This is a genomic window from Kitasatospora sp. NBC_00374, assembly GCF_041434935.1.
Lineage (GTDB): Bacteria > Actinomycetota > Actinomycetes > Streptomycetales > Streptomycetaceae > Kitasatospora.
Genome location: NZ_CP107964.1, coordinates 3,589,604 through 3,609,105, shown reverse-complemented (window position 1 = coordinate 3,609,105; position 19,502 = coordinate 3,589,604). Strand labels below are relative to the sequence as shown.

The following is a 19,502-nucleotide window of genomic DNA, read 5'->3' as shown; positions in this document are numbered from 1 at the left end:
ACGGATCTGTCTCGCGACATTGTGGCGGAGTGAAGCGCTCCGGGCGAAGTGCCGACGGTCCTAGGATGACCTGCTGTGAGTGAAACCCTGCAGGACGCGGCACTCGTCCTGGTCTTCATCATGCTGGGCGGCCTCTTCAACGTCGCCGAGATCTCGCTGATCTCGCTGCGCGAGGGCCAGATCCGGGCCCTGGAGTCGCTCGGCAGCCGACGGGCCGCCCGCGCCGCGCACCTGGCCGCCGACCCGAACCGCTTCCTGGCCGCCGTCCAGGTCGGTGTCACCTGCATGGGCTTTCTGTCCGCCGCCTTCGGGGCGGACACCCTGGCGGGCAAACTGGCCCCGGTCTTCGTGGACCTCGGCCTGTCCGAGGGCCTGGCCGACACCATCGCGCTGGTCGGGCTCACCCTGGTGATCTCGTACGCCTCGCTGGTGCTCGGGGAGCTGACCCCCAAGCGGATCGGTCTGCAGCGGGCCGACTCGATCGCGGTGCTGGCCGCGCCGGTGGTCGACGTGATGTCGGTGGTGCTGCGGCCGGCCATCTGGCTGCTGGGGCACTCCACCAACCTGATGGTCCGGCTGTTCGGCGGGGACCCGTCGGCCGGCCGCGGCTCGATGAGCTCGGAGGAGCTGCGCGGCCTGGTGGCCGCCAACACCGAGCTGGGCAGCGACGAACGGGCGCTGATCGCGGACGTCTTCGCGGCCGGCGAGCGCCAGCTGCGCGAGGTGATGGTGCCGCGCACCGAGGTCACCTTCCTGGACGCCGAGCGGCTGGTCGCCGAGGTCCGCCCGGAGACCGACTCCGCGCCCCACTCCCGCTACCCGGTGGTCGAGGGCTCGTACGACGCCGTGACCGGCTTCGTGCACATCCGCGACCTGTACGGCGCGCCCGGCGAACGGGCCGTACGGGTCCGCGACCTGGCCCGCCCGGTGAAGCTGCTGCCGGCCACCAAGCGGGTGCTGGAGGCGATGAGCGAGATGCGCAGGGAGGGCCACCACCTGGCGATCGTGGTGGACGAGTACGGCGGCACCGCCGGCATCGTCACCCTGGAGGACCTGGTCGAGGAGCTGATCGGCGACATCCGCGACGAGTACGACGCCCAGGACACCACCGCCACCCGGCGGCTCGCGGGCGGCGGCGTGGAGCTGGACGGCCTGCTCAACCTCTCCGACTTCACCGAGGAGACCGGCGTCACCCTGCCGGAGGGCCCGTACGAGACGGTGGCCGGTTTCGTGGTGCGGGAGCTGGGCCGGCTGCCCGAGGCGGGGGACCAGGTGACCATCGAGGGCGGCGCGCTGCTGACGGTGGCCAAGCTGGACGGCCGCCGGATCGAACGCATCAGGGTGAGTGCCGTCACACTGTCGATTCCTCCAGGGGCGGAAGTTTCCTGAGCGGTCGGTGAAGCTGGAACAATGGCGCCCATGGTCAACGCAGCGGTCACCGGTCCGGTGAAGGACCGTCCTCGGGTCCTCTCCGGTATCCAGCCCACCTCCGGCTCCTTCCACCTCGGCAACTACCTCGGCGCGGTGCGCCAGTGGGTGGACCTGCAGGAGGAGAACGACGCCTTCTACATGGTGGTCGACCTGCACGCGATCACCGTCGAGCAGGATCCGACCACCCTCCGGGAGAACACCCGGATCTCGGCGGCGCAGCTGCTCGGCGCGGGTCTGGACCCCGAGCGCTGCACCCTGTTCGTCCAGTCCCACGTGCCCGAGCACGCGCAGCTCGCCTGGGTGATGAACTGCCTCACCGGCTTCGGCGAGGCCGCCCGGATGACGCAGTTCAAGGACAAGTCGGCCAAGCAGGGCAGCGACCGCACCTCGGTCGGCCTGTTCACCTACCCGATCCTGCAGATCGCCGACATCCTGCTCTACCAGGCGGACGCGGTGCCGGTCGGCGAGGACCAGCGCCAGCACCTGGAGCTCACCCGCGACCTCGCGGAGCGCTTCAACAGCCGCTACGCGCCCACCTTCACGCTGCCGAAGCCGTACATCCTCAAGGAGACGGCGAAGATCCTGGACCTGCAGGACCCGACGGCCAAGATGAGCAAGTCGGCCTCCTCCGCCAAGGGCCTGGTCAACCTGCTGGACGAGGCCAAGGTCAGCGCCAAGAAGTTCAAGAGCGCGGTGACCGACACCGGCACGGTGGTCTCCTACGACGAGGAGGACAAGGCCGGCGTCTCCAACCTGCTGCGGATCCACTCCGCGCTCAGCGGGCAGTCCGTCGACCAGCTGGTCGCGCACTTCGAGGGCAGGATGTACGGCGCCCTCAAGACCGAGCTGGCCGAGCTGTTCGCCGAGTGGGTGACGCCCTTCCAGGCCCGTACCCAGGGCTACCTGGACGATCCGGCGGAGCTGGACCGGGTGCTCGGCCTCGGTGCGGAGAAGGCGCGGACGGTGGCGTCCGAGACCCTGGCCACGGTCTACAACCGCATCGGCTTCCTCGCGCCGAAGCGCTGATGCCGATGGACTCCGTTCCCGACGGTGGCGACCTCCCCGAGGCCGTCACCATCGGGGTGTCCATAACCGTTCCGGAGCCGTTCGGCACACGCATCCAGGACGCCAGGGCCGGGCACGGCGATCCGCTGGCCCGTTCCATACCGACCCATGTCACCCTGCTGCCGCCGACCGAGGTGCCGACCACCGCACTACCGGGCATCGAGGCCCACCTGCGGGCGGTCGCGGCCGGCCACCGGCCGTTCCGGATGCTGCTGCGGGGGAGCGGGAGCTTCCGCCCGGTCTCCCCGGTGGTGTTCGTCCGGGTCGAGGAGGGCGCGCAGGAGTGCCGGGCGCTGGAGGCGGACGTCCGCTCCGGCCCGCTGGCCCGGGAGCTGGCCTTCCCGTACCACCCGCACGTCACGGTGGCGCACGGGCTGCCGGAACCGGTGCTGGACGAGGCCTTCGAGCAGGCGCGCGGATTCCGGGCGGCCTTCGAGGTCGCCGGATTCAGCCTCTCCCGCTTCGGGCCGGACGAGGTCTGGCGGCCCTGGCACGGCTACCGCTTCGGGCCGGCCTGAGCATCCGCAGCACCGCTGGAACGGAGATCCCCCCGCAGGCCGTCCGACGGCCTGCGGGGGGATCTCCGTCTCCGGCTGTCAGTGCCCCAGGAGTGCGTCCGCCACCCGCACCGAGGCCTGGCCGTCGTCGAGGTCGCAGTAGGCCTCGCGGAACGCGTCGTACTTGTCCCGGTAGCCGGCCGTCGCCTCGTCCACCCGCCCGAGCGCCGCGACCAGCTCCGCGGAGGTCGCCAGCAGCGGGCCGGGCGCCTGCGCCTCGAAGTCGAAGCTGAAGCCGCGCAGGTTGTCCCGGTAGTGCTCCAGGTCGTACGTGAAGAACAGCATCGGCCGACCGGTGTTCGCGAAGTCGAACATCGCCGAGGAGTAGTCGGTGACCAGGACGTCCGCGATCAGCAGCAGCTCGGCCGTGTCGGGGTAGCTGCCGACGTCCCAGACGTAGCCGTCACCGGCGCCCGGCACCTGGCCGTACGTCGACTCGTGGCCGCGGACCAGCAGCACCTGGTCGTCGGCGAGCGCCTCGCGGGCCGCGGCCAGGTCGAGCCGCAGGTCGAACTGGTAGCCGTCCTGCGGGCGGCGGCGGTCCTCGCGGAAGGTCGGCGCGTACAGCACCACCTTCTTGCCCTCGGGGAGGCCGAGGCGCTCGCGGACCCGCTCGGCGGTCTTCTCCCGGTCCGAGGCGAACAGCAGGTCGTTGCGGGGGTAACCGGTCTCCAGGACCTCGCCCTCGAACCGGAAGGCCCGCTTCAGCACCGGCGTGGACCACCGGTTGGCCGACACCAGCATGCTCCACTGCGGCACCTCGGCCGTCAGGTGCTCCAGGTACTCGGAGTCGGTGAACCAGACCTTCTCGAAGTCGTGCCCGATCCGCTTGAGCGGGGTCCCGTGCCAGGTCTGCAGGACCACCTGGCCGGGCCGCCGGGTGAAGAACGGCGGCAGATGGGTGCTGGTCACCACGTACTTGGCGGTGGCCATCGCCTCGTACCACTCGGCGGACAGCCGACGCAGCGGCTCGGCGCTCTGCGGGGCGTCGGTCTGCAGGTCGTCCGAGGTCCACAGGTGCCGCAGCGGCGCGCCGCGGCGGACCAGCTCCTCGTGCACGGACCGCGGCGAGCCGGCGTACCGGCTGCCCAGCGCCGTGTGGTAGACGACCGTGTCGGTCAGCGGGCGCTGCTGCAGGGAGGCGAACGAGGACCGCAGCTGCCGCTGCCGGAATCCGCTGCGCTCCTCGGGAGCCAGTATGTCGTGCGACTCCAGGGACAGGCCGTCGTACAGCCGGCGCTCCAGGGTGATCTGCTTGCCCCGCGCCTCGACGCTCAGCGGCAGCTCCCCGTGGCAGGACGGGGCGAGCAGCGCGGTGGGCCACAGCTGGTCGGCGGGCGCGCCGAAGGGCCGGAAGAAGACCTCCCAGGTGCCCTTGCGGAGCGGCACCCGGCCCGCGAAGCTCGCGGTCGGCACGGCCGGCAGCGCGGTCCTGAACCGGCCGTCCGCGATCTCGACCGGGTAGCTGTGCTCCTCCTCGCGCCAGCGGTGCCGGACCACCAGCTCGTACCGGTGCGTACCGGGCAGCGGGAAGCTGCCGGCGAGCAGGAAGCCCTCACCGCTGTCGGCCGCGGTGACCTCCTCCACCACCGGCTGCAGGACCTGGTCCGCGAACTGCAGGTAGCCGCTGGGGGAGGGCTTGGAGTACAGGGCCCGGGAGGTGTCGCCGATCGGCAGGTCCAGGTGCTGCGGGTCGGCGCGCTCGTCGACCACCACCGGCAGCGAGCTGCCGTCGGTCAGCAGCAGTGCCACGTCCCAGCGGTCCCGCAGACGCTCGTCGGAGGCCGGGTCGAGCAGGTCCCAGGCCTCGCGCACCTCGGTCAGCGCGTCCACCGGGAAGCTGGAGCTGAACGGCACCTGCCGGCCGGCCGGCACCCCCAGTTCGAGCGGGAAGACCAGCGGACGGTCCGACTCGACGTGCTGCAGCCGCAGCCGCGCACCCGCGAGGTCGGCACCCGAGCCGACCAGACCGGCCAGGGTCACGGTGCCGCGCTCGCCGGTCACCCTGACCACCCGGGCCCGGACCCGCTCGACCCGCAGGTTGACGTAGCCGTCCTTGAGCCACGGGACGATCCGCACGTCCTGCTCGACCCAGTGCACCGGCGGGTACTCGGCGGTGTCGCTCCAGCCGCCGGACACCCGGCCCTTGTACACGCCGCCCTTGCCGACACCGGCCACCAGCAGCCGCCAGGAGCCGTCCTTCCACTGCCCGCGGTGCTTCATCCGGGTCGGGTCGATGGACGCGGTGAAACCGGCCCAGTCGCAGCTGTACAGCGAGTGCGGCGAACTGGCCGTCGCCTCCGGGCTGTACATCGCCCTGGTCGGCACCGCCACCACCCGGCGGCCGGAACTCTCCCGCAGCACCAGGCCCTTGACCATGTCGTGCTTGTTGCTCGCCCCCAGGTGCTCGGGGAAGGCGTGGCCGGTCAGCTGCAGCCGGCCGTCCGTCCACTGCGCGTCGTACAGCCGGCTGCGCATTACCAGCGCGTTGTCCAGCCGCAGCACCTCCGGCGGCACGCTCTTGCGGCCGCCCCGCAGGAACGGGTAGTCGGCGTACGGGCGGAGCAGGCCGCGGGCGGGCGCCGCGCCGTTGCTGTCCTTCTCGAACCGCAGCTGCTCGACCAGCTCGGCCATCCGGTTCTGCACCGTCAGGTAGTACTTCAGCCGCAGCGGGGCCCGCAGCTTGCGGACCTGCTCCGGGCCGATCGCGCGCAGCAGCCGGCTCACCGACTCCTGGTAGGCGTCCCGGTACGCCTGGTCGCCCTCCAGCACGGACCAGAAGAACATCGGGATCTCCTCGACGAGGTTGTTCTCGTCGTAGGAGCGCAGGTAGCGGCGGTACTTCGGGTCCTGCTGCTCCTGCAGCCAGGCCCGGACCAGCTCCATCGACTTGACCCGGTCGACGACGCCCTTGGGGTTGAACTTCATCTGTGTGATCGACATCTCGCCGACCTCGCGCTCCCGCCAGTGGTAGATCGGCTCGGAGAGCACGTCCACGCTCTTGGCGAGGTAGTGGTGCGGCACGCTGACCGGGGCGTCCTCGTACAGGATGCCCTCGGGGTACAGCACGCCGGCCGCGTCGAAGAAGGACCGCCGGTACACCTTGTTCCACGCCGTGCGGTCGGTGACCAGGGTGGGGATGTCGGTGATGTGGGTGGTGAGCCTGGTCTCCTTGAACGGCTTGCGGTGACCACCCGACGGGTAGAAGCCGATCGCCCGGAAACGCAGCACGTTGCCGGTGGCGAAGTCCGAACCGGTCTGCTGCAGCGTGCCGATCATCAGCTCGTACGCGCTGGGTGGGAGGGTGTCGTCGCTGTCCACGAAGGCCAGGAACTCGGTGCCGTCGGCGATGTGCCGGTACCCCGTGTTCCGGGCCGCGCCCAGGCCCTTGTTCTCCTGCCGGACCAGCCGGAAACGGGAGTCCTTGGCCGCGTAGGCAGCGGCGATGGAGGCACTGGAGTCCTTGGAACCGTCGTCGACCATGACGCACTCGAAGTCGTCGAAGGTCTGGGCGGCGATCGAGTCCAGGCACTCTTCCAGATAGCGCTCGACGTTGTAGATCGGGACGACGACGGAGAGGCGGGGTGCCATCGGCTGCGCAGAGCCTTTCATCAGGTGGTGCGACCGCTCTGCCCGATTTCGGGAGAACCGGGCACTTACCGGCAGCGATCCTACCTTCCGGAGGCTACGGGGAATCGTCGCGCCCGGCCGGGACGTGCATCGCCGGTGCCGTCCGGGCTAGGGTGCGGCTGGCCCGCCCCCGGCGCCGACGCCAGTGCCCAGGCTCCGCCGCCGTCCCGGAATGAGTGATCCCATGCCCCGCTTCAGCGTGATCGTCCCGGTCTTCCAGGTGGAGGACTACCTGGAGGAGTGCCTCGACTCGGTGCTGGAGCAGTCCTGCGCGGACTTCGAGCTGATCGCCGTCGACGACCGCTCGCCGGACGGCTGCCCGGCGATGCTGGACCGGGCGGCGGAGCGGGACACCCGGGTCACCGTCCTCCACCTGCCCGAGAACGTCGGCCTCGGCCGGGCCCGGAACGCCGGCCTGGAGATCGCCACCGGCGACTACGTGATCTTCCTGGACAGCGACGACACCCTCACCCCGGGCCTGCTGGCGCACATCGACGACCGGCTCAGGGCCGGCGCCGACCCGGACATCCTGGTCTACGACTACGCCCGCACCTACTGGGACGGCCGCGTCGTCCGCAGCAGCTCCGCCGCCGTCTTCACCCGCCCGGGCGCGGACGTGTTCGCCCTGGACGACCGGCCCGACCTGCTCGACCTGCTCATGGTGGTCTGGAACAAGGCCTACCGCCGCGACTTCGTCGCCAAGCAGGGCCTGACCTTCCCGGCCGGCTACTACGAGGACACCCCCTGGACCTTCCCGGCGCTGCTGGCCGCCGAGCGGATCACCCTGCTCGACGAGGTCGGCCTGCACTACCGCCAGCGCCGTGAGGGCGGCAACATCCTGGCCACCGCCGGCCGCAAGCACTTCGACATCTTCGACCAGTACCGCCTGGTCTTCGGCTTCCTCGACCGCCGCCCCGACCTCAACCACTGGCGGCCGGTGATCTACCGGCGGATGCTCGACCACCTGGTCACCATCGTCAGCAAGCCCGGCCGGATCCGGCCCGGCGACCGGCGCGAGTTCTTCCGCCGCGCCGCCGAGCACTGCGCGCCGCTGCGGCCGGCGGGCTACCGGCCGCCCGCCGGCGCCGAAGGGGTCCGCACCGAGTTGCTCAGCCACGGCCGCTACCTGGCCTTCCAGGGCTTCCGCGGCCTGGCCAGGGCCCGCCGCGTGGTCGCCCGGCGCTCCCGCTGAGCGGGTGACGCCCCGGCCCGGGCCGGGGTGTCACCCGCAGCCCAGGCCCCCGGCCCCGGTAGACAGGACCGTCCGTGACAGTCCTGGCCGGGCGGGGAGCAGACCGTGGAATTCCTGACCAAGCTGCCGGTGATCGGCCCGGTCGCGGCCCGACTGCTGCGCACCCGCGCCTACCGCGTCTTCGCGCACGTCACCGAGCTGAAGGGCAACCGGCTCGCCGGCGCGGTCACCTACTTCGGCTTCCTGGCCCTCTTCCCGCTGCTCACGGTCGCCCTGGCGATCGCCGTGGCGGTGCTCTCCGACTCCCGGGTCCAGGAGCTCCAGGACGACATCGCCAAGCAGGTGCCGGGCCTGTCCGACTCGCTCGACCTGCCCGGACTGGTCGCCAACGCGGCCACCGTCGGACTGATCAGCGGCGTGGTGCTGCTCTACTCGGGCCTCGGCTGGGTCGACACCATGCGCGGCTCGATCCGGGACATCTGGCGACTGGCCGACGAGAAGGGCAATGCCGTCCTCCTCAAGGCCAAGGACTGCCTGGTCCTGCTCGGCCTCGGGGTGGTGTGCCTGTTCTCGCTCGGCGCCTCGGCCGCCGCCACCTCGCTGGCCCGCTGGCTGGCCGACCAGATCGGCCTGGAGGGCACCGCCGGGCGCACCGTCCTCACCGCGGTGGGCCTGCTGATCGCGGTCGGGGCGGACCTGCTGCTCTTCGCGTACCTGCTCTCCCTGTTCCCGCGCATCACGGACCAGGGCCGGAAGGACCTGCTGCAGGGCTCCCTGATCGGCGCGGTCGGCTTCGAACTGCTCAAGCTGCTGCTCTCGTCCTACCTGGGCTCGGTGGCCGGCAAGAGCCTGTACGGCGCTTTCGGTGTGCCGGTCGCGCTGCTGCTGTGGATCAACTTCGTGACCCGGCTGCTGCTGTTCTGCGCGGGCTGGACGGCGCTGGCCGACCCGGAGGCGGCCCGCCGGCGGGCCGAGGAGCAGGCGACCACGGCCCTGGCGGCGGCCCGCCCGAGCACCGGCAGCGGGCCGGACGGCGGGCCGGACGGCGGTGGGGACGACCCGGCCGGAGCCCGGAACCATTGATCCGTACCCACTGCGCCTCGGCGCCCCAGTGGTTATGATCCCGGTCACAGTCGAGCGGCTCTCCCCGCCACATCCCGGTCGAGGGGAGCACACTCCCGTAGCACGCCTGGAGACACCTGTGACCAGTGCCGAGAACACCTTCGCCGCCCCGGTCCCCCGCACCCTGGAGGACGTCCCGGGCTGGTTCTTCAAGACAGACCAGGAAGTCTTCGGCTGGCTGCTCACCCGGCAGGCCGAACGCGGCATCACCGGCGACCTGCTGGAACTCGGGGCATACCTCGGACGCAGTGCCATCACCCTCGGCAGCCACCTGCAGGAGGGGGAGACCTTCACCGTCTGCGACCTCTTCGACTCCGACGCCCCCGACGAGCACAACTCGGCCGAGATGGCCATGTCCTACCGGAAGACCCTGACCCGGCAGGCCTTCGAGGCCAACTACCTGGCCTTCCACGACAGCCTGCCCACCGTCATACAGGCTCCGACCTCCGTCCTGGCGGAGGGCCGGATCCCGGACGGCAGCTGCCGCTTCATCCACATCGACGCCTCCCACCTGTACGAGCACGTCGCCGGGGACGTCCAGGTGGCCCGGGCGGCGCTCGCCAAGGACGGCGTGGTGGTGTTCGACGACTACCGCGCCGAGCACACCCCCGGGGTCTCGGCGGCCGTCTGGGAGGCGGTGTTCGCCTTCGGCCTGCGCCCGCTGCTGCTCACCCCGGAGAAGTTCTACGGCACCTGGGGCGACCCGCAGGACACCGAGCGGGACCTGCTCGACCGGGACTGGCGCGCCGAGGGCTTCCGGATGGACCAGGACATCATCGCGGGCACCCGCATCCACCGGCTCGCCTACGACCAGCCCCCGGCGCCCCCGGCACCGCCCGCGCCCGCCCGTCCGGCCCCGCCCCGGCGCTCGGCCACCCGCCGGCTGGCCCTCGACGTCCTGCCGCCGTTCGCCACCCGGGCCGCCCGGCGCGCGCTGCGCGCCGCCCGCGCCCGTGGGCCCAAGGCCGGCTGACCGGGCCGGGCGCGACGGTCAGCGGCTGCTCACGGCCGTCGCGCCCGCAGGCCAGGTCCGGACCCCGTCGCCGAGCGGCTGCGCGGCCAGCGCGGCCAGCGCCGCGGCCCGCCGCCGCCGGGTGGCCCGGGACCTGAGCGCGGCCACCGCGCCGATCGCCGCACACAGCGCGCCCGCCAGCATGCTGAGCAGCCCGGGCCCGCTGTTCGCCGACCCCGCCGGGGTGGCCTTCGGCGCCTGCTCCGGCTGCGCGACCTGAAGCGGCTGCCGAGCCGTCTCCTCCGCCGGCCCGGCCTGCGCGGGGGCGGTCGGCTCCGGGGAGGGCGCCGGGTCCACCAGCCGGCCGACCGGCGTGACCTTGCCGAGCGCCGCGAAGCCCCAGTCGAGCAGCAACGCCGTCTCGTCGTACACCCGCGAGCTGTTGTTCGGGCGCATCACCGTGACCAGCAGCGTCTTGCCGCCACGCTCCGCGGCGCCGGTGAAGGTCGCGCCGGCGTTGGTGGTGTAGCCGTTCTTGACCCCGATCAGCCCCTCGTAGCGGCCGAGCAGCCGGTCGGTGTTGGCGATCCCGAAGGTGCCGCGCTGCCCGCTCACCTTGTCGAAGGCGCCGGGGAACTGGGCCCACCGGGTGGCGCAGTACGACCGGAAGTCCGGGTTGCGCAGCCCCTCCCGGGCGAACAGCGTCAGGTCGTACGCCGAGGAGACCTGGCCGTCCATGTCGTAGCCCTCGGGGGTGATCACCCGGGTGTCGCGGGCTCCGATCCGGTCGGCCAGCTGCTGCATCTGGGTCACGGTCTGCTGGACCCCGCCGTTCATCATGGCCAGCACGCGGACGGCGTCGGCGCCCGAGCTCAGGAAGACCCCCCGCCACAGGTCGTCGACCCGGTAGTCCAGATCCTCCTTGATGCCCACCAGGCTGCTGCCCACCCCCATCCCCTGGAGTTCCTCCGGGCCGACCCGGTGAACCGCCGTCTTGTCCAGCTTGGGCAGCACCGTGTCGGCGAAGAGCATCTTCAGCGTGCTGGCCGGCGGCAGCTGCTGGTGCGCGTTGTTCGCGGCCAGCACGTCGCCGGTGGCCGCGTCGGCGACCACCCAGGACTGGCCGGTGACGTCGGCCGGCAGCGCGGGGGCGCCGGCGTTCGGCGCGACCTGCACGCCGGCCCGGCCCAGGAGCTCACCGCCGACCGGAGACCGGTCCGGCGGCGGCGCGTCCTGCGGGGCGGCCACGGCGACGGGAGCGAGGCACAGCAGGCCCAGGGCCACGGCTGTGCTGCGGTACGCGATGTGACGGGCGCTCTGCATTGCGTGACCGTACCCACGGGCGGCCGCCGCGGCCCGCCGCGCCGCCACGGTCCTCCGATCGAGTGCCGGTGGCTGATCCGTCCGGACGACTGCGCATACTGGGGAGCCGGACCGACTGCCCCACCCGAAGGACCGTCATGAAGCTCAGCCGCCCCGTCTCCTGGTTCCTCGCCGCCTTCGGCGTCTGGTCCCTGATCATCTGGACCACCTTCATCAAGAACCTCTGGAAGGACTCGGGCGGCCAGGCCTTCCTCGACGGCGACCACTCCCGGCCCACCGCCTTCTTCTGGGTCCACCTGGCCCTCGCGGTGACCTCGCTGGTGCTCGGCGCCGCGGTCGGCACCGTCGGCGTCCGCGGCCTGCGCGCCGCCTCCCGCAGCAGCGCGCCGACCGCCTGAGGCCGGCCCCGGGACTGCTGCTACCCTGCGCGGAACACCCGGGCACCGCCGCCCGGTGCGGCGCAGAAGGGGGCCTCGCGATGACCGGCGACACCGTGCTCGGACGTCCGGCCGGAACCGACCGTCCCGGTCTTCGCGAACGGGCGGTGGCCCAGCACCGCCGGGTCCGCCCGAGCCGGCGGATGCCGCTGGCCGTCGCCGCCGTCTGTCAGGCCGTCTGGCTGGTCTGGTGGCTGGCCGCGTATCCGGCGTTCGTGAGCTACGACTCCGTGATGTACGTCTGGCAGGTCACCGACCCCGGCTACTGGACGGCCGACCACTCCGCCTTCTACGACGCCGTCATCCTGTGGTCGCTCAAGCTGACCGACAGCGTGGCACCGGTGGTCCTGCTGCAGACCGTCGGGATGTCGCTCGGCCTCGGCTACGCGGTCTCCGCGCTGTCCAAGCTGGGGGCCCGCGCCCGCTGGAGCGCGCCGGTGGCGGTGGCGCTGGCGGTCCTGCCCCCGACCGGCACCTTCGTCGTCTTCCTCTGGAAGGACGTCCCGTTCACCGTCTGCGCGGTGTTCCTGTTCGCCGCCGGGCTGCGGCTGCTGGCCCGCAGACTGGACGGCACCCTCGGGCAGGGCGGGCGGGCGCTGCGGTTCGACCTCGCGGTCTTCTTCCTCTCGATGCTCGGCCTCGGGCTGTTCCGGAACAACAGCTACGGCCTGATGCTGGTGGTGGCGGTCCTCCTGCTGGTCCTGATACCCGTGGTCCGCCGCTGGATCGCGCTGCTGACGGCCGTCTCGCTGGCCGTCCCGCTCTTCCTCAACCTGTGGGCGTACTCGGCGGTGTGGGGGATCCACCGGCCGCCGGCGCACATGCTCTACTCCCTCAACTACGCCGACCTCGCGGTGGCCTACCACCGGGACCCGGCCGCCTTCGGCGCCGCCGACAAGGCCCTGCTCGCCGCCGTCGCACCCCTGACCACCTGGGACACCGCGGGCGACCAGTGCTTCTCCTCGGATCCGCTGACCAACTGGGGCGAGGGCTGGGACCGCCGCCAGGCCGCCGTCCACAGCGACGAGCTGGTCTCGCTCTGGGTCAAGGTCGCCGCCCACCACCCCGACTACGTGATCGGCGCGCGGCTGTGCCGCAGCCACATCGCCTGGGCGGTCTGGGCGGGCCCGGCGGCCAGGTCCGGGGAGACCGTCGTCCAGAGTCCCAAGGCCTCGCCGGACCTCTTCGGCTTCACCGCGCCCGGCGGCGACCTGGAGCACAGCCCGTATGCGGACACCCTGCGCCCCCACCCGGCGGCGCAGCCGTTGCTGAAGGCGGCGGTGTGGCTGCACGACGCCTTCCGCGCCCCGCAGCTCGACTGGCTGTTCTGGCGGGGCGCCGTCTGGTGCTACCTCGGGTACGCGGCCCTCGCGGTGTACGCGCGGCGCCGCCGGGCGACGTTGGCGGTGGTCCCGGTGGGCGGAGCCGTGCTGATCGGGCTGCAGCTCAACCTGATGGTCGCCAATGCCGCGCCGCACTTCCGCTACATGGCGGTGGCGCTGTTCGTCGGGCCCCTGCTGCTGCCCCTGCTCGGCGCCCGCAGCCCGGGCGACGACTGACGGTCAAACGGCCGAGGGCCCGTCCGGTTCGACCGGACGGGCCCTCGGCGCGAGCTGCGGGGGCTGCTAGAAGCGACGCGTGACGAGCGCGCGCTTCACCTCCTGGATCGCCTTGGTGACCTCGATGCCACGCGGGCAGGCCTCCGAGCAGTTGAAGGTGGTCCGGCAGCGCCAGACGCCCTCGCGGTCGTTGAGGATCTCCAGGCGCTGCTCGCCGCCCTCGTCGCGCGAGTCGAAGATGAAGCGGTGCGCGTTGACGATCGCGGCCGGGCCGAAGTACTGGCCGTCGTTCCAGAAGACCGGGCAGGACGACGTGCACGCGGCGCACAGGATGCACTTGGTGGTGTCGTCGAAGCGCTCGCGCTCCTCGGCGGACTGCAGGCGCTCGCGGGTCGGCTCGTTCCCCTTGGTGATGAGGAACGGCATGACGTCCTTGTACGCCTGGAAGAACGGGTCCATGTCGACGATCAGGTCCTTGAGGACCGTGAGGCCCTTGATGGCCTCGACCGTGATCGGCTTCTCCGGGTTGACGTCCTTGATCAGGGTCTTGCACGCCAGCCGGTTGCGGCCGTTGATCCGCATGGCGTCCGAGCCGCAGATGCCGTGCGCACAGGAACGGCGGTAGGTCAGGGTGCCGTCCTGCTCCCACTTGACCTTGTTGAGCGCGTCCAGGACGCGCTCCTTCGGGTCCATCTCCAGCTGGTAGTCGACCCACACCGGGTCCGGGTGCTCCTCCGGGTTGAACCGGCGGATCCGGAGGGTCACGGTGATCAGCTGGACACCGCCCGCCTCAGCCGCGTCCAGAGCGGCCGAGTGCTTCTCCACAGTCGGAGTGCTCATCAGTACTTACGCTCCATCGGCTGGTAGCGGGTCGTGACGACCGGCTTGTAGTCGAGGCGGATCGAGGTGCTGCCGTCCTCGGCAACCTCCTGGTACGCCATGGTGTGCTGCATGAACTTCACGTCGTCACGGGTCGGGAAGTCCTCGCGGTAGTGACCGCCGCGGGACTCCTCACGGGCCAGCGCGGAGATGGCCAGCACCTCGGCCAGGTCGAGCAGGTTGCCCAGCTCCACGGCCTCCAGGAGGTCCGTGTTGTAGCGCATGCCCTTGTCCTGGATCGCGACGTTCTTGTAGCGCTCCTTGAGCGCGGCGATGTCCGAGACCGCCTGCTTCAGGGTGTCGCCGGTCCGGTACACCGAGGCGTTGGCGTCCATGGACTCCTGCAGCTCCTTGCGGATCTGCGCGACGGACTCGGTGCCGGTGGACTCGCGGAGGCCGTCGATCATGGCCTCGACCTTCTCGGCCGGGTTCAGCGGCAGCTCGACGTAGTCGGCCTTGTCCGCGTAGGCGGCGGCGGCGAGGCCCGCGCGGCGGCCGAACACGTTGATGTCCAGCAGCGAGTTGGTGCCCAGGCGGTTGGCGCCGTGCACCGACACGCAGGCGACCTCGCCGGCCGCGTACAGGCCGGGGATGATGTCGGTGTTGTTGGCCAGCACCTCACCCTCGACGTTGGTCGGGATGCCGCCCATGGCGTAGTGCGCGGTGGGCTGGATCGGGATCGGGTCCGTGTAGGGCTCGATGCCGAGGTAGGTGCGCGCGAACTCGGTGATGTCCGGCAGCTTGGCGTCCAGCTGCTCCGGCGGCAGGTGCGTCAGGTCCAGGTAGACGTGGTCGCCGTCGGGGCCGCAGCCGCGGCCGGCCCGGATCTCCGAGTAGATCGCGCGGGAGCAGACGTCACGGGACGCGAGGTCCTTCATGACCGGGGCGTAGCGCTCCATGAAGCGCTCGCCGTCCTTGTTGCGCAGGATGCCGCCCTCGCCGCGGGCGCCCTCGGTGAGCAGGATGCCCATCCGCCAGATGCCCGTCGGGTGGAACTGGAAGAACTCCATGTCCTCCAGCGGCAGGCCGCGGCGCAGCGCCACCGCCTGGCCGTCACCGGTCAGGGTGTGGGCGTTCGAGGTGACCTTGAACATCTTGCCGGTGCCGCCGGAGGCGAAGACGACCGCCTTGGCCTGGAAGACGTGGATCTCGCCGGTGGCCAGCTCGTAGGCGACGACGCCCGCGGTCTTGCCGTCGTTGATCAGCAGGTCGAGGACGTAGAACTCGTTGAAGAACTCGACCCCGTGCTTGACGCAGTTCTGGAACAGCGTCTGGAGGATCATGTGACCGGTGCGGTCGGCCGCGTAGCAGGAGCGGCGGACGGGCGCCTCACCGTGGTTGCGGGAGTGGCCGCCGAAGCGCCGCTGGTCGATCCGGCCCTGCTCGGTCCGGGAGAAGGGCAGGCCCATCTTCTCCAGGTCGAGGACGGCGTCGATGGCCTCCTTGCACATGATCTCGGCGGCGTCCTGGTCGACCAGGTAGTCACCACCCTTGACCGTGTCGAAGGTGTGCCACTCCCAGTTGTCCTCCTCGACGTTGGCGAGGGCGGCGCACATGCCGCCCTGGGCCGCGCCGGTGTGGGAGCGGGTCGGGTAGAGCTTGGTCAGCACGGCGGTACGGCTGCGCTGGGTCGACTCGATGGCCGCGCGCATGCCGGCGCCGCCCGCGCCGACGATGACGGTGTCGTACTGGTGAATCTGCATGGGGTCTTAAGCCTCGTCCGGTCTCGATACCGACTAGATGCCGCTAGGAGCCGCGTTCTAGATGTTGGGGTCGAAGGTGAAGATCACCAGGGTGCCGAGCAGGACCGTGAAGACGGTCGTGACACCCAGCAGGGTCTTCAGCCACAGACGAGTGGAGTCCTTCTCCGCGTAGTCGTTGATGACCGTGCGCATGCCGTTGGAGCCGTGCAGCATGGCCAGCCACAGCATCAGCAGGTCCCAGAACTGCCAGAACGGCGAGGCCCACTTGCCGGCCACGAACGCGAAGCTGATCTTCGAGACGCCGCCGTCGAGGACGATGTTGATCAGCAGGTGGCCGAGCACCAGCACGACCAGCACGACACCCGACAGGCGCATGAACAGCCAGGCGAGCATCTCGAAGTTGGTGCGGGTGCGGCGCGGGGTCTTCCTGGTGCGGGCCCGCGGGGGCTCGACCACGAAGGCGTCGGCGGGGTTGCCGGTGCCCAGGCCCTTGCCGGTGTGGGCATGGACGGAGGGGACCACCAGGTCCTCGGTGATGTCGTTCGCCATCGCGGATCAGCCCCCGAACCAGGTACGAAGGGTGTGCTGCAGGATCGGGTAGAAGGCACCCGCCATCAGGACGACCCAGATGCCCACGACGGTCCACAGCATCTGCCGCTGGTACTTCGGGCCCTTGGACCAGAAGTCGACAGCGACGACCCGCAGGCCGTTCAGCGCGTGGAACAGGATGGCGGCGGTGAGGCCGTACTCCATCAGGTTCACGAGCGGCGTCTTGTACGTCGAGATGACGGTGTCGTACGCCTGGGGCGACACCCGCACCAGTGCGGTGTCGAGGACGTGGGCGAACAGGAAGAAGAAGATGAGGACGCCGGTGACTCGATGAGCCACCCAACTCCACATGCCTTCCCGGCCGCGGTACAGCGTTCCAGCCGGCACGGAAAACCCTCCGGAAGCGGATTGGGGGCTCGGCCGGCTTCGGTGTCGGTCAGCCCGGCCGGGTACGGTCCACCGGCCGCCAGCATCCTATCGACGCCGTGTCGGCAACCGCCTCCGGGGGCCTCAGGTGTGATCAAACAGGCACTCACGGGCTAACGAATCGCCGATTTGTCACTCCGGGTGTCCGAATGGCTGCGCTACGGTGCGTCGGTTCGCCGCCGCCCCGCCCCTCCCGGAGGACCAGCCGTGCCCGACCGCATCCCACGCCTGCTCTGCTCCGCCCTGCTGGCGCTCGCCGCCGGCTGCACCACGGTCGGCCCCGCCGCCGACGGGCCGGCCGTCGGGCGGGAGCTGGACGCGGGCGGGCTGCGGGCCGCCGCGCTCGCGGACGCCGACCTCGGCGCGGGGTACACCGTCGTGCTGATGAGCCCGGGCCAGGACACCGCCCCCGACCAGGAGCGGGAGACCGCCGACGTGCCCGCCTGTCAGCCGGTGCTGGACGCCGTGGCGCCCCGGAAGGCGGCCTCGGGGCCGTCCGCGGAGGCGGACCTGAGCGTGACCAGGGCGGGCGATCCGGACGGTGCGGTCTACGCCGGGCTGCTGGCCTTCGGGCCCGGGCGGGCCGAGCGGCTGCAGGACGAGCTGGAGCAGGTGCTGGCGCACTGCTCCGGCTTCACCTCCGCGGCCGGCGGCGGCGCCGCGCCCGGCCGGGCCGTGACCACCCGGCACCGGCTGACCCGGGCCGACACGCCCACCCCGGAGGGAGCCGACGCGGTCACCGCGTTCACCCTGACGAATGAATCGGGGGCGGTCACCCTCTCCCAGCGGGCCCTGCTGGCCCGGGTCGGTACGGCGCTGGCGGTCTTCTCCACGGTCGGCACCGGTCGGGAGCCGGCCGCCGAGCCCGACCCCGAGGTCGTCCGGGCCCAGCTGGCCAAGCTCCGCGCCGCCCAGCGCGGGTGAGCCCGGCGGCCGGCGTCCGGCAGCCGTGGGCCCGGCGGCGGTGGGCGGGGTTCAGCGGGCCGCCGGGGCGGAGTGGGTGGCGACCAGGTGTTCCAGTCGGGTCAGGGCGATCCGGCGCAGTTCGTCGGCGGCGATCAGGCGCTCCTCGTCGGGGTCGTTGGCCAGCCGGGTACGGATCGAGGTGAGCACGGTGTCCAGCATCTCCTCCGGCACCACACCCTCCAGGCAGACCACGAAGACGTGCCCGAATCTGGCCTCGTACGCGGCGTGCGCGGCCCGCAGCGCGGTGTGCGCGGCCTGGCTGCCGGGCGCGCGCATGCCGAGCAGCGGCTGCGGCATCCAGCTCTCGTCCGCCAGCGCCTCGGCCAGGTCGGCCGGGCGAAGGTCGTAGGAGGCCTCGCTGGCTGCGGCGAGCAGGGACTCCAGGTCGGGGTACGGGCGGTGGGCGGTGAGCCGGAGCGCCCAGCGGTGGCTGCCGCAGCAGGCCAGCAGGGCCTCCTCCGCAGCACCGGCGTCGGCCTCGTTGAAGCGGTGAAGCCCGAGCAGGGACGGTGCCGTCCGCGCGTCGAGACGCTGCGGCGGGATGTCGCTGGCCAGCGGGTCCTCCTCGTGAGGGCGGGAAGGGGGTGTCGGGGCCGGGGGCGAGCGGATGGCACGCCCAGGGCACCGGTGAACCGTGATGGCAGTGACGAAAGATAGGTGCTGAGGGTGGTGGGACTGACCGAGGCAGAAGGGGCCGGGCCGACCGGAACAGGGCCGGGCCGGGCAGCGGCACCACGGTAGTTGAGGGCTCATCAGTTGGGCAGAGGGCGCGCAGAATTCACCCGAACGAGCTATCAAGTTGTGACGTTGACACTTGCCTGTCAGCCGACCCGACGACCCGACGGCGCGCGCGCGTGGTCGCGCGCCCGTCGCCGAGCCGTCCGGCCGGTGCGGTCACAGCTCGCGGTGCACCTTGTGGTTGGCCGCCTGGGCGCGCGGACGGACCACCAGCAGGTCGATGTTGACGTGCGCGGGCCTGGTCACCGCCCAGGAGACGGTGTCCGCCACGTCGTCGGAGCTCAGCGGGTCGGCCACGCCCGCGTACACGGCGGCGGCCTTGGCCTCGTCGCCGCGGAACCGGGTCACCGCGAAGCCCTCGGACTTCACCATGCCCGGGGCGATCTCGATCACCCGGATCGGCTCGCCGACCAGTTCCAGCCGCAGCGTCGCGGCGATGGTGTGCGCGGCGTGCTTGGCCGCCACGTAGCCGCCGCCGCCCTCGTACGCGGCCATCGCGGCCGTGGAGCTGAGCACCAGCACGGTGCCGTCCCCGGTGGCGCGCAGCGTGGGCAGCAGCGCCTGGGTCACGTTCAGCACGCCGATCACGTTGACCTCGTACATCGCCCGCCAGTCGGCCGGGTCGCCGGCCTCGACGCTCTCCGCGCCGACCGCCCCGCCGGCGTTGTTCACCAGCACGTGCACCGGGCCGACCTCGGCGGCGAAGGCGTCCACCGCGGCCCGGTCGGTCACGTCCAGCGGGTACGCCCGGACGGCGCCGCCGTCCTCGGCGATCTCCTTGGCCAGCGCCTCGATCCGGTCGGTCCGGCGGGCGGTGACGACCACCTCGAACCCGTCCCGGGCCAGCCGCCGGGCGGTAGCCGCCCCGATCCCGCTGCTGGCACCGGTGATCACGGCCACCTTGCGCTCGGTCATTGCCACTCCTTCGGATGTCCGGATGCCCGGACCCGATCATCTCAAGGCGGTCCACCCG

At 71.7% G+C, this 19,502-nt stretch carries 17 protein-coding genes; 9 read left to right on the top strand and 8 right to left on the bottom strand.

Translation table 11 applies throughout. The features are described from left to right. Positions 1 to 75 precede the first annotated feature (75 nt). The 3 genes from OG871_RS16100 to OG871_RS16090 are packed head-to-tail and all read left to right on the top strand — an operon-like array spanning position 76 to position 3,014. Positions 76 to 1,389, top strand: a complete 1,314-nt coding sequence (locus OG871_RS16100) for a hemolysin family protein (RefSeq protein ID WP_371497484.1) — start codon at positions 76 to 78, stop codon at positions 1,387 to 1,389. Between the two features lie 30 nt (positions 1,390 to 1,419). Further along, complete coding sequence (gene trpS / locus OG871_RS16095; RefSeq protein WP_371497482.1) at positions 1,420 to 2,457, top strand: tryptophan--tRNA ligase; 1,038 nt, start codon at positions 1,420 to 1,422, stop codon at positions 2,455 to 2,457. A 5-nt stretch (positions 2,458 to 2,462) separates the two neighbouring features. After that, positions 2,463 to 3,014 carry a 2'-5' RNA ligase family protein gene (locus OG871_RS16090; protein WP_371497481.1) on the top strand — a complete coding sequence of 184 codons (552 nt, stop codon included), beginning with the start codon at positions 2,463 to 2,465 and terminating at the stop codon, positions 3,012 to 3,014. A gap of 78 nt (positions 3,015 to 3,092) precedes the next feature. On the opposite strand, the gene OG871_RS16085 is transcribed toward OG871_RS16090, so the two are convergent. Continuing rightward, entirely contained in the window at positions 3,093 to 6,644 is a 3,552-nt protein-coding gene (locus OG871_RS16085) for a CDP-glycerol glycerophosphotransferase family protein (RefSeq protein ID WP_371497480.1), read from the bottom strand. A 223-nt stretch (positions 6,645 to 6,867) separates the two neighbouring features. Between OG871_RS16085 and OG871_RS16080 the strand changes: the two genes are divergently transcribed. From OG871_RS16080 to OG871_RS16070, 3 genes are all read left to right on the top strand, one after another. Continuing rightward, entirely contained in the window at positions 6,868 to 7,875 is a 1,008-nt protein-coding gene (locus OG871_RS16080) for a glycosyltransferase family 2 protein (protein ID WP_371497478.1), read from the top strand. Between the two features lie 105 nt (positions 7,876 to 7,980). Then, entirely contained in the window at positions 7,981 to 8,958 is a 978-nt protein-coding gene (locus OG871_RS16075) for a YihY/virulence factor BrkB family protein (RefSeq protein ID WP_371497477.1), read from the top strand. A gap of 118 nt (positions 8,959 to 9,076) precedes the next feature. After that, the gene (locus tag OG871_RS16070) at positions 9,077 to 9,970 is read left to right on the top strand and encodes a class I SAM-dependent methyltransferase (RefSeq protein ID WP_371497476.1); all 894 of its coding nucleotides are present in this window, start codon (positions 9,077 to 9,079) and stop codon (positions 9,968 to 9,970) included. Positions 9,971 to 9,988: 18 nt separating this feature from the next. On the opposite strand, the gene OG871_RS16065 is transcribed toward OG871_RS16070, so the two are convergent. Further along, entirely contained in the window at positions 9,989 to 11,272 is a 1,284-nt protein-coding gene (locus OG871_RS16065) for a D-alanyl-D-alanine carboxypeptidase family protein (RefSeq protein ID WP_371497475.1), read from the bottom strand. Between the two features lie 137 nt (positions 11,273 to 11,409). Between OG871_RS16065 and OG871_RS16060 the strand changes: the two genes are divergently transcribed. Both OG871_RS16060 and OG871_RS16055 read left to right on the top strand, forming a co-directional pair. Continuing rightward, the gene (locus OG871_RS16060; protein WP_371497474.1) at positions 11,410 to 11,670 is read left to right on the top strand and encodes an SCO4848 family membrane protein; all 261 of its coding nucleotides are present in this window, start codon (positions 11,410 to 11,412) and stop codon (positions 11,668 to 11,670) included. Positions 11,671 to 11,750: 80 nt separating this feature from the next. Further along, positions 11,751 to 13,268 carry a hypothetical protein gene (locus tag OG871_RS16055; protein WP_371497473.1) on the top strand — a complete coding sequence of 506 codons (1,518 nt, stop codon included), beginning with the start codon at positions 11,751 to 11,753 and terminating at the stop codon, positions 13,266 to 13,268. A gap of 66 nt (positions 13,269 to 13,334) precedes the next feature. Here OG871_RS16055 and OG871_RS16050 read toward each other — a convergent pair whose 3' ends face one another. Genes OG871_RS16050 through sdhC form a run of 4 tightly spaced genes read right to left on the bottom strand, consistent with a single transcriptional unit; the run spans position 13,335 to position 16,786 of the window. Then, positions 13,335 to 14,108 carry a succinate dehydrogenase iron-sulfur subunit gene (locus tag OG871_RS16050; RefSeq protein WP_371497472.1) on the bottom strand — a complete coding sequence of 258 codons (774 nt, stop codon included), beginning with the start codon at positions 14,106 to 14,108 and terminating at the stop codon, positions 13,335 to 13,337. Beyond that, positions 14,108 to 15,850 (bottom strand): succinate dehydrogenase flavoprotein subunit, encoded by a 1,743-nt coding sequence (gene sdhA, locus OG871_RS16045; RefSeq protein ID WP_371497471.1) that lies wholly within the window; start codon positions 15,848 to 15,850, stop codon positions 14,108 to 14,110. The genes OG871_RS16050 and sdhA overlap by 1 nt, the downstream gene beginning before the upstream one ends. Before the next feature lie 57 nt (positions 15,851 to 15,907). Then, positions 15,908 to 16,399, bottom strand: a complete 492-nt coding sequence (gene sdhD / locus OG871_RS16040; protein ID WP_371497470.1) for a succinate dehydrogenase, hydrophobic membrane anchor protein — start codon at positions 16,397 to 16,399, stop codon at positions 15,908 to 15,910. A gap of 6 nt (positions 16,400 to 16,405) precedes the next feature. Further along, complete coding sequence (gene sdhC, locus OG871_RS16035; RefSeq protein WP_371497469.1) at positions 16,406 to 16,786, bottom strand: succinate dehydrogenase, cytochrome b556 subunit; 381 nt, start codon at positions 16,784 to 16,786, stop codon at positions 16,406 to 16,408. Between the two features lie 246 nt (positions 16,787 to 17,032). Here sdhC and OG871_RS16030 point away from each other — a divergent pair, with 246 nt between their 5' ends. After that, positions 17,033 to 17,749, top strand: coding sequence for a hypothetical protein (locus OG871_RS16030; RefSeq protein WP_371497468.1), 717 nt, complete (start codon positions 17,033 to 17,035; stop codon positions 17,747 to 17,749). Between the two features lie 51 nt (positions 17,750 to 17,800). Here the strand turns inward: OG871_RS16030 and OG871_RS16025 are convergent, their stop codons facing one another. After that, a complete protein-coding gene (locus OG871_RS16025; protein ID WP_371503329.1) occupies positions 17,801 to 18,334 on the bottom strand; it encodes a 2-oxo-4-hydroxy-4-carboxy-5-ureidoimidazoline decarboxylase in 534 nt (177 codons plus the stop codon). Between the two features lie 351 nt (positions 18,335 to 18,685). Continuing rightward, complete coding sequence (locus OG871_RS16020; protein ID WP_371497466.1) at positions 18,686 to 19,444, bottom strand: SDR family oxidoreductase; 759 nt, start codon at positions 19,442 to 19,444, stop codon at positions 18,686 to 18,688. Positions 19,445 to 19,502 lie beyond the last annotated feature (58 nt).

Coding starts and splice junctions, on each gene's coding strand:
- OG871_RS16080 (WP_371497478.1), top strand. CDS start 6,868: ATGCCCCGCTTCAGCGTGATCGTCCCGGTCTTCCAGGTGGAGGACTAC.
- OG871_RS16060 (WP_371497474.1), top strand. CDS start 11,410: ATGAAGCTCAGCCGCCCCGTCTCCTGGTTCCTCGCCGCCTTCGGCGTC.
- OG871_RS16055 (WP_371497473.1), top strand. CDS start 11,751: ATGACCGGCGACACCGTGCTCGGACGTCCGGCCGGAACCGACCGTCCC.
- OG871_RS16020 (WP_371497466.1), bottom strand. CDS start 19,444: ATGACCGAGCGCAAGGTGGCCGTGATCACCGGTGCCAGCAGCGGGATC.
- sdhA (WP_371497471.1), bottom strand. CDS start 15,850: ATGCAGATTCACCAGTACGACACCGTCATCGTCGGCGCGGGCGGCGCC.
- OG871_RS16065 (WP_371497475.1), bottom strand. CDS start 11,272: ATGCAGAGCGCCCGTCACATCGCGTACCGCAGCACAGCCGTGGCCCTG.
- sdhD (WP_371497470.1), bottom strand. CDS start 16,399: ATGGCGAACGACATCACCGAGGACCTGGTGGTCCCCTCCGTCCATGCC.
- OG871_RS16085 (WP_371497480.1), bottom strand. CDS start 6,644: ATGGCACCCCGCCTCTCCGTCGTCGTCCCGATCTACAACGTCGAGCGC.
- OG871_RS16090 (WP_371497481.1), top strand. CDS start 2,463: ATGGACTCCGTTCCCGACGGTGGCGACCTCCCCGAGGCCGTCACCATC.
- OG871_RS16050 (WP_371497472.1), bottom strand. CDS start 14,108: ATGAGCACTCCGACTGTGGAGAAGCACTCGGCCGCTCTGGACGCGGCT.
- trpS (WP_371497482.1), top strand. CDS start 1,420: ATGGTCAACGCAGCGGTCACCGGTCCGGTGAAGGACCGTCCTCGGGTC.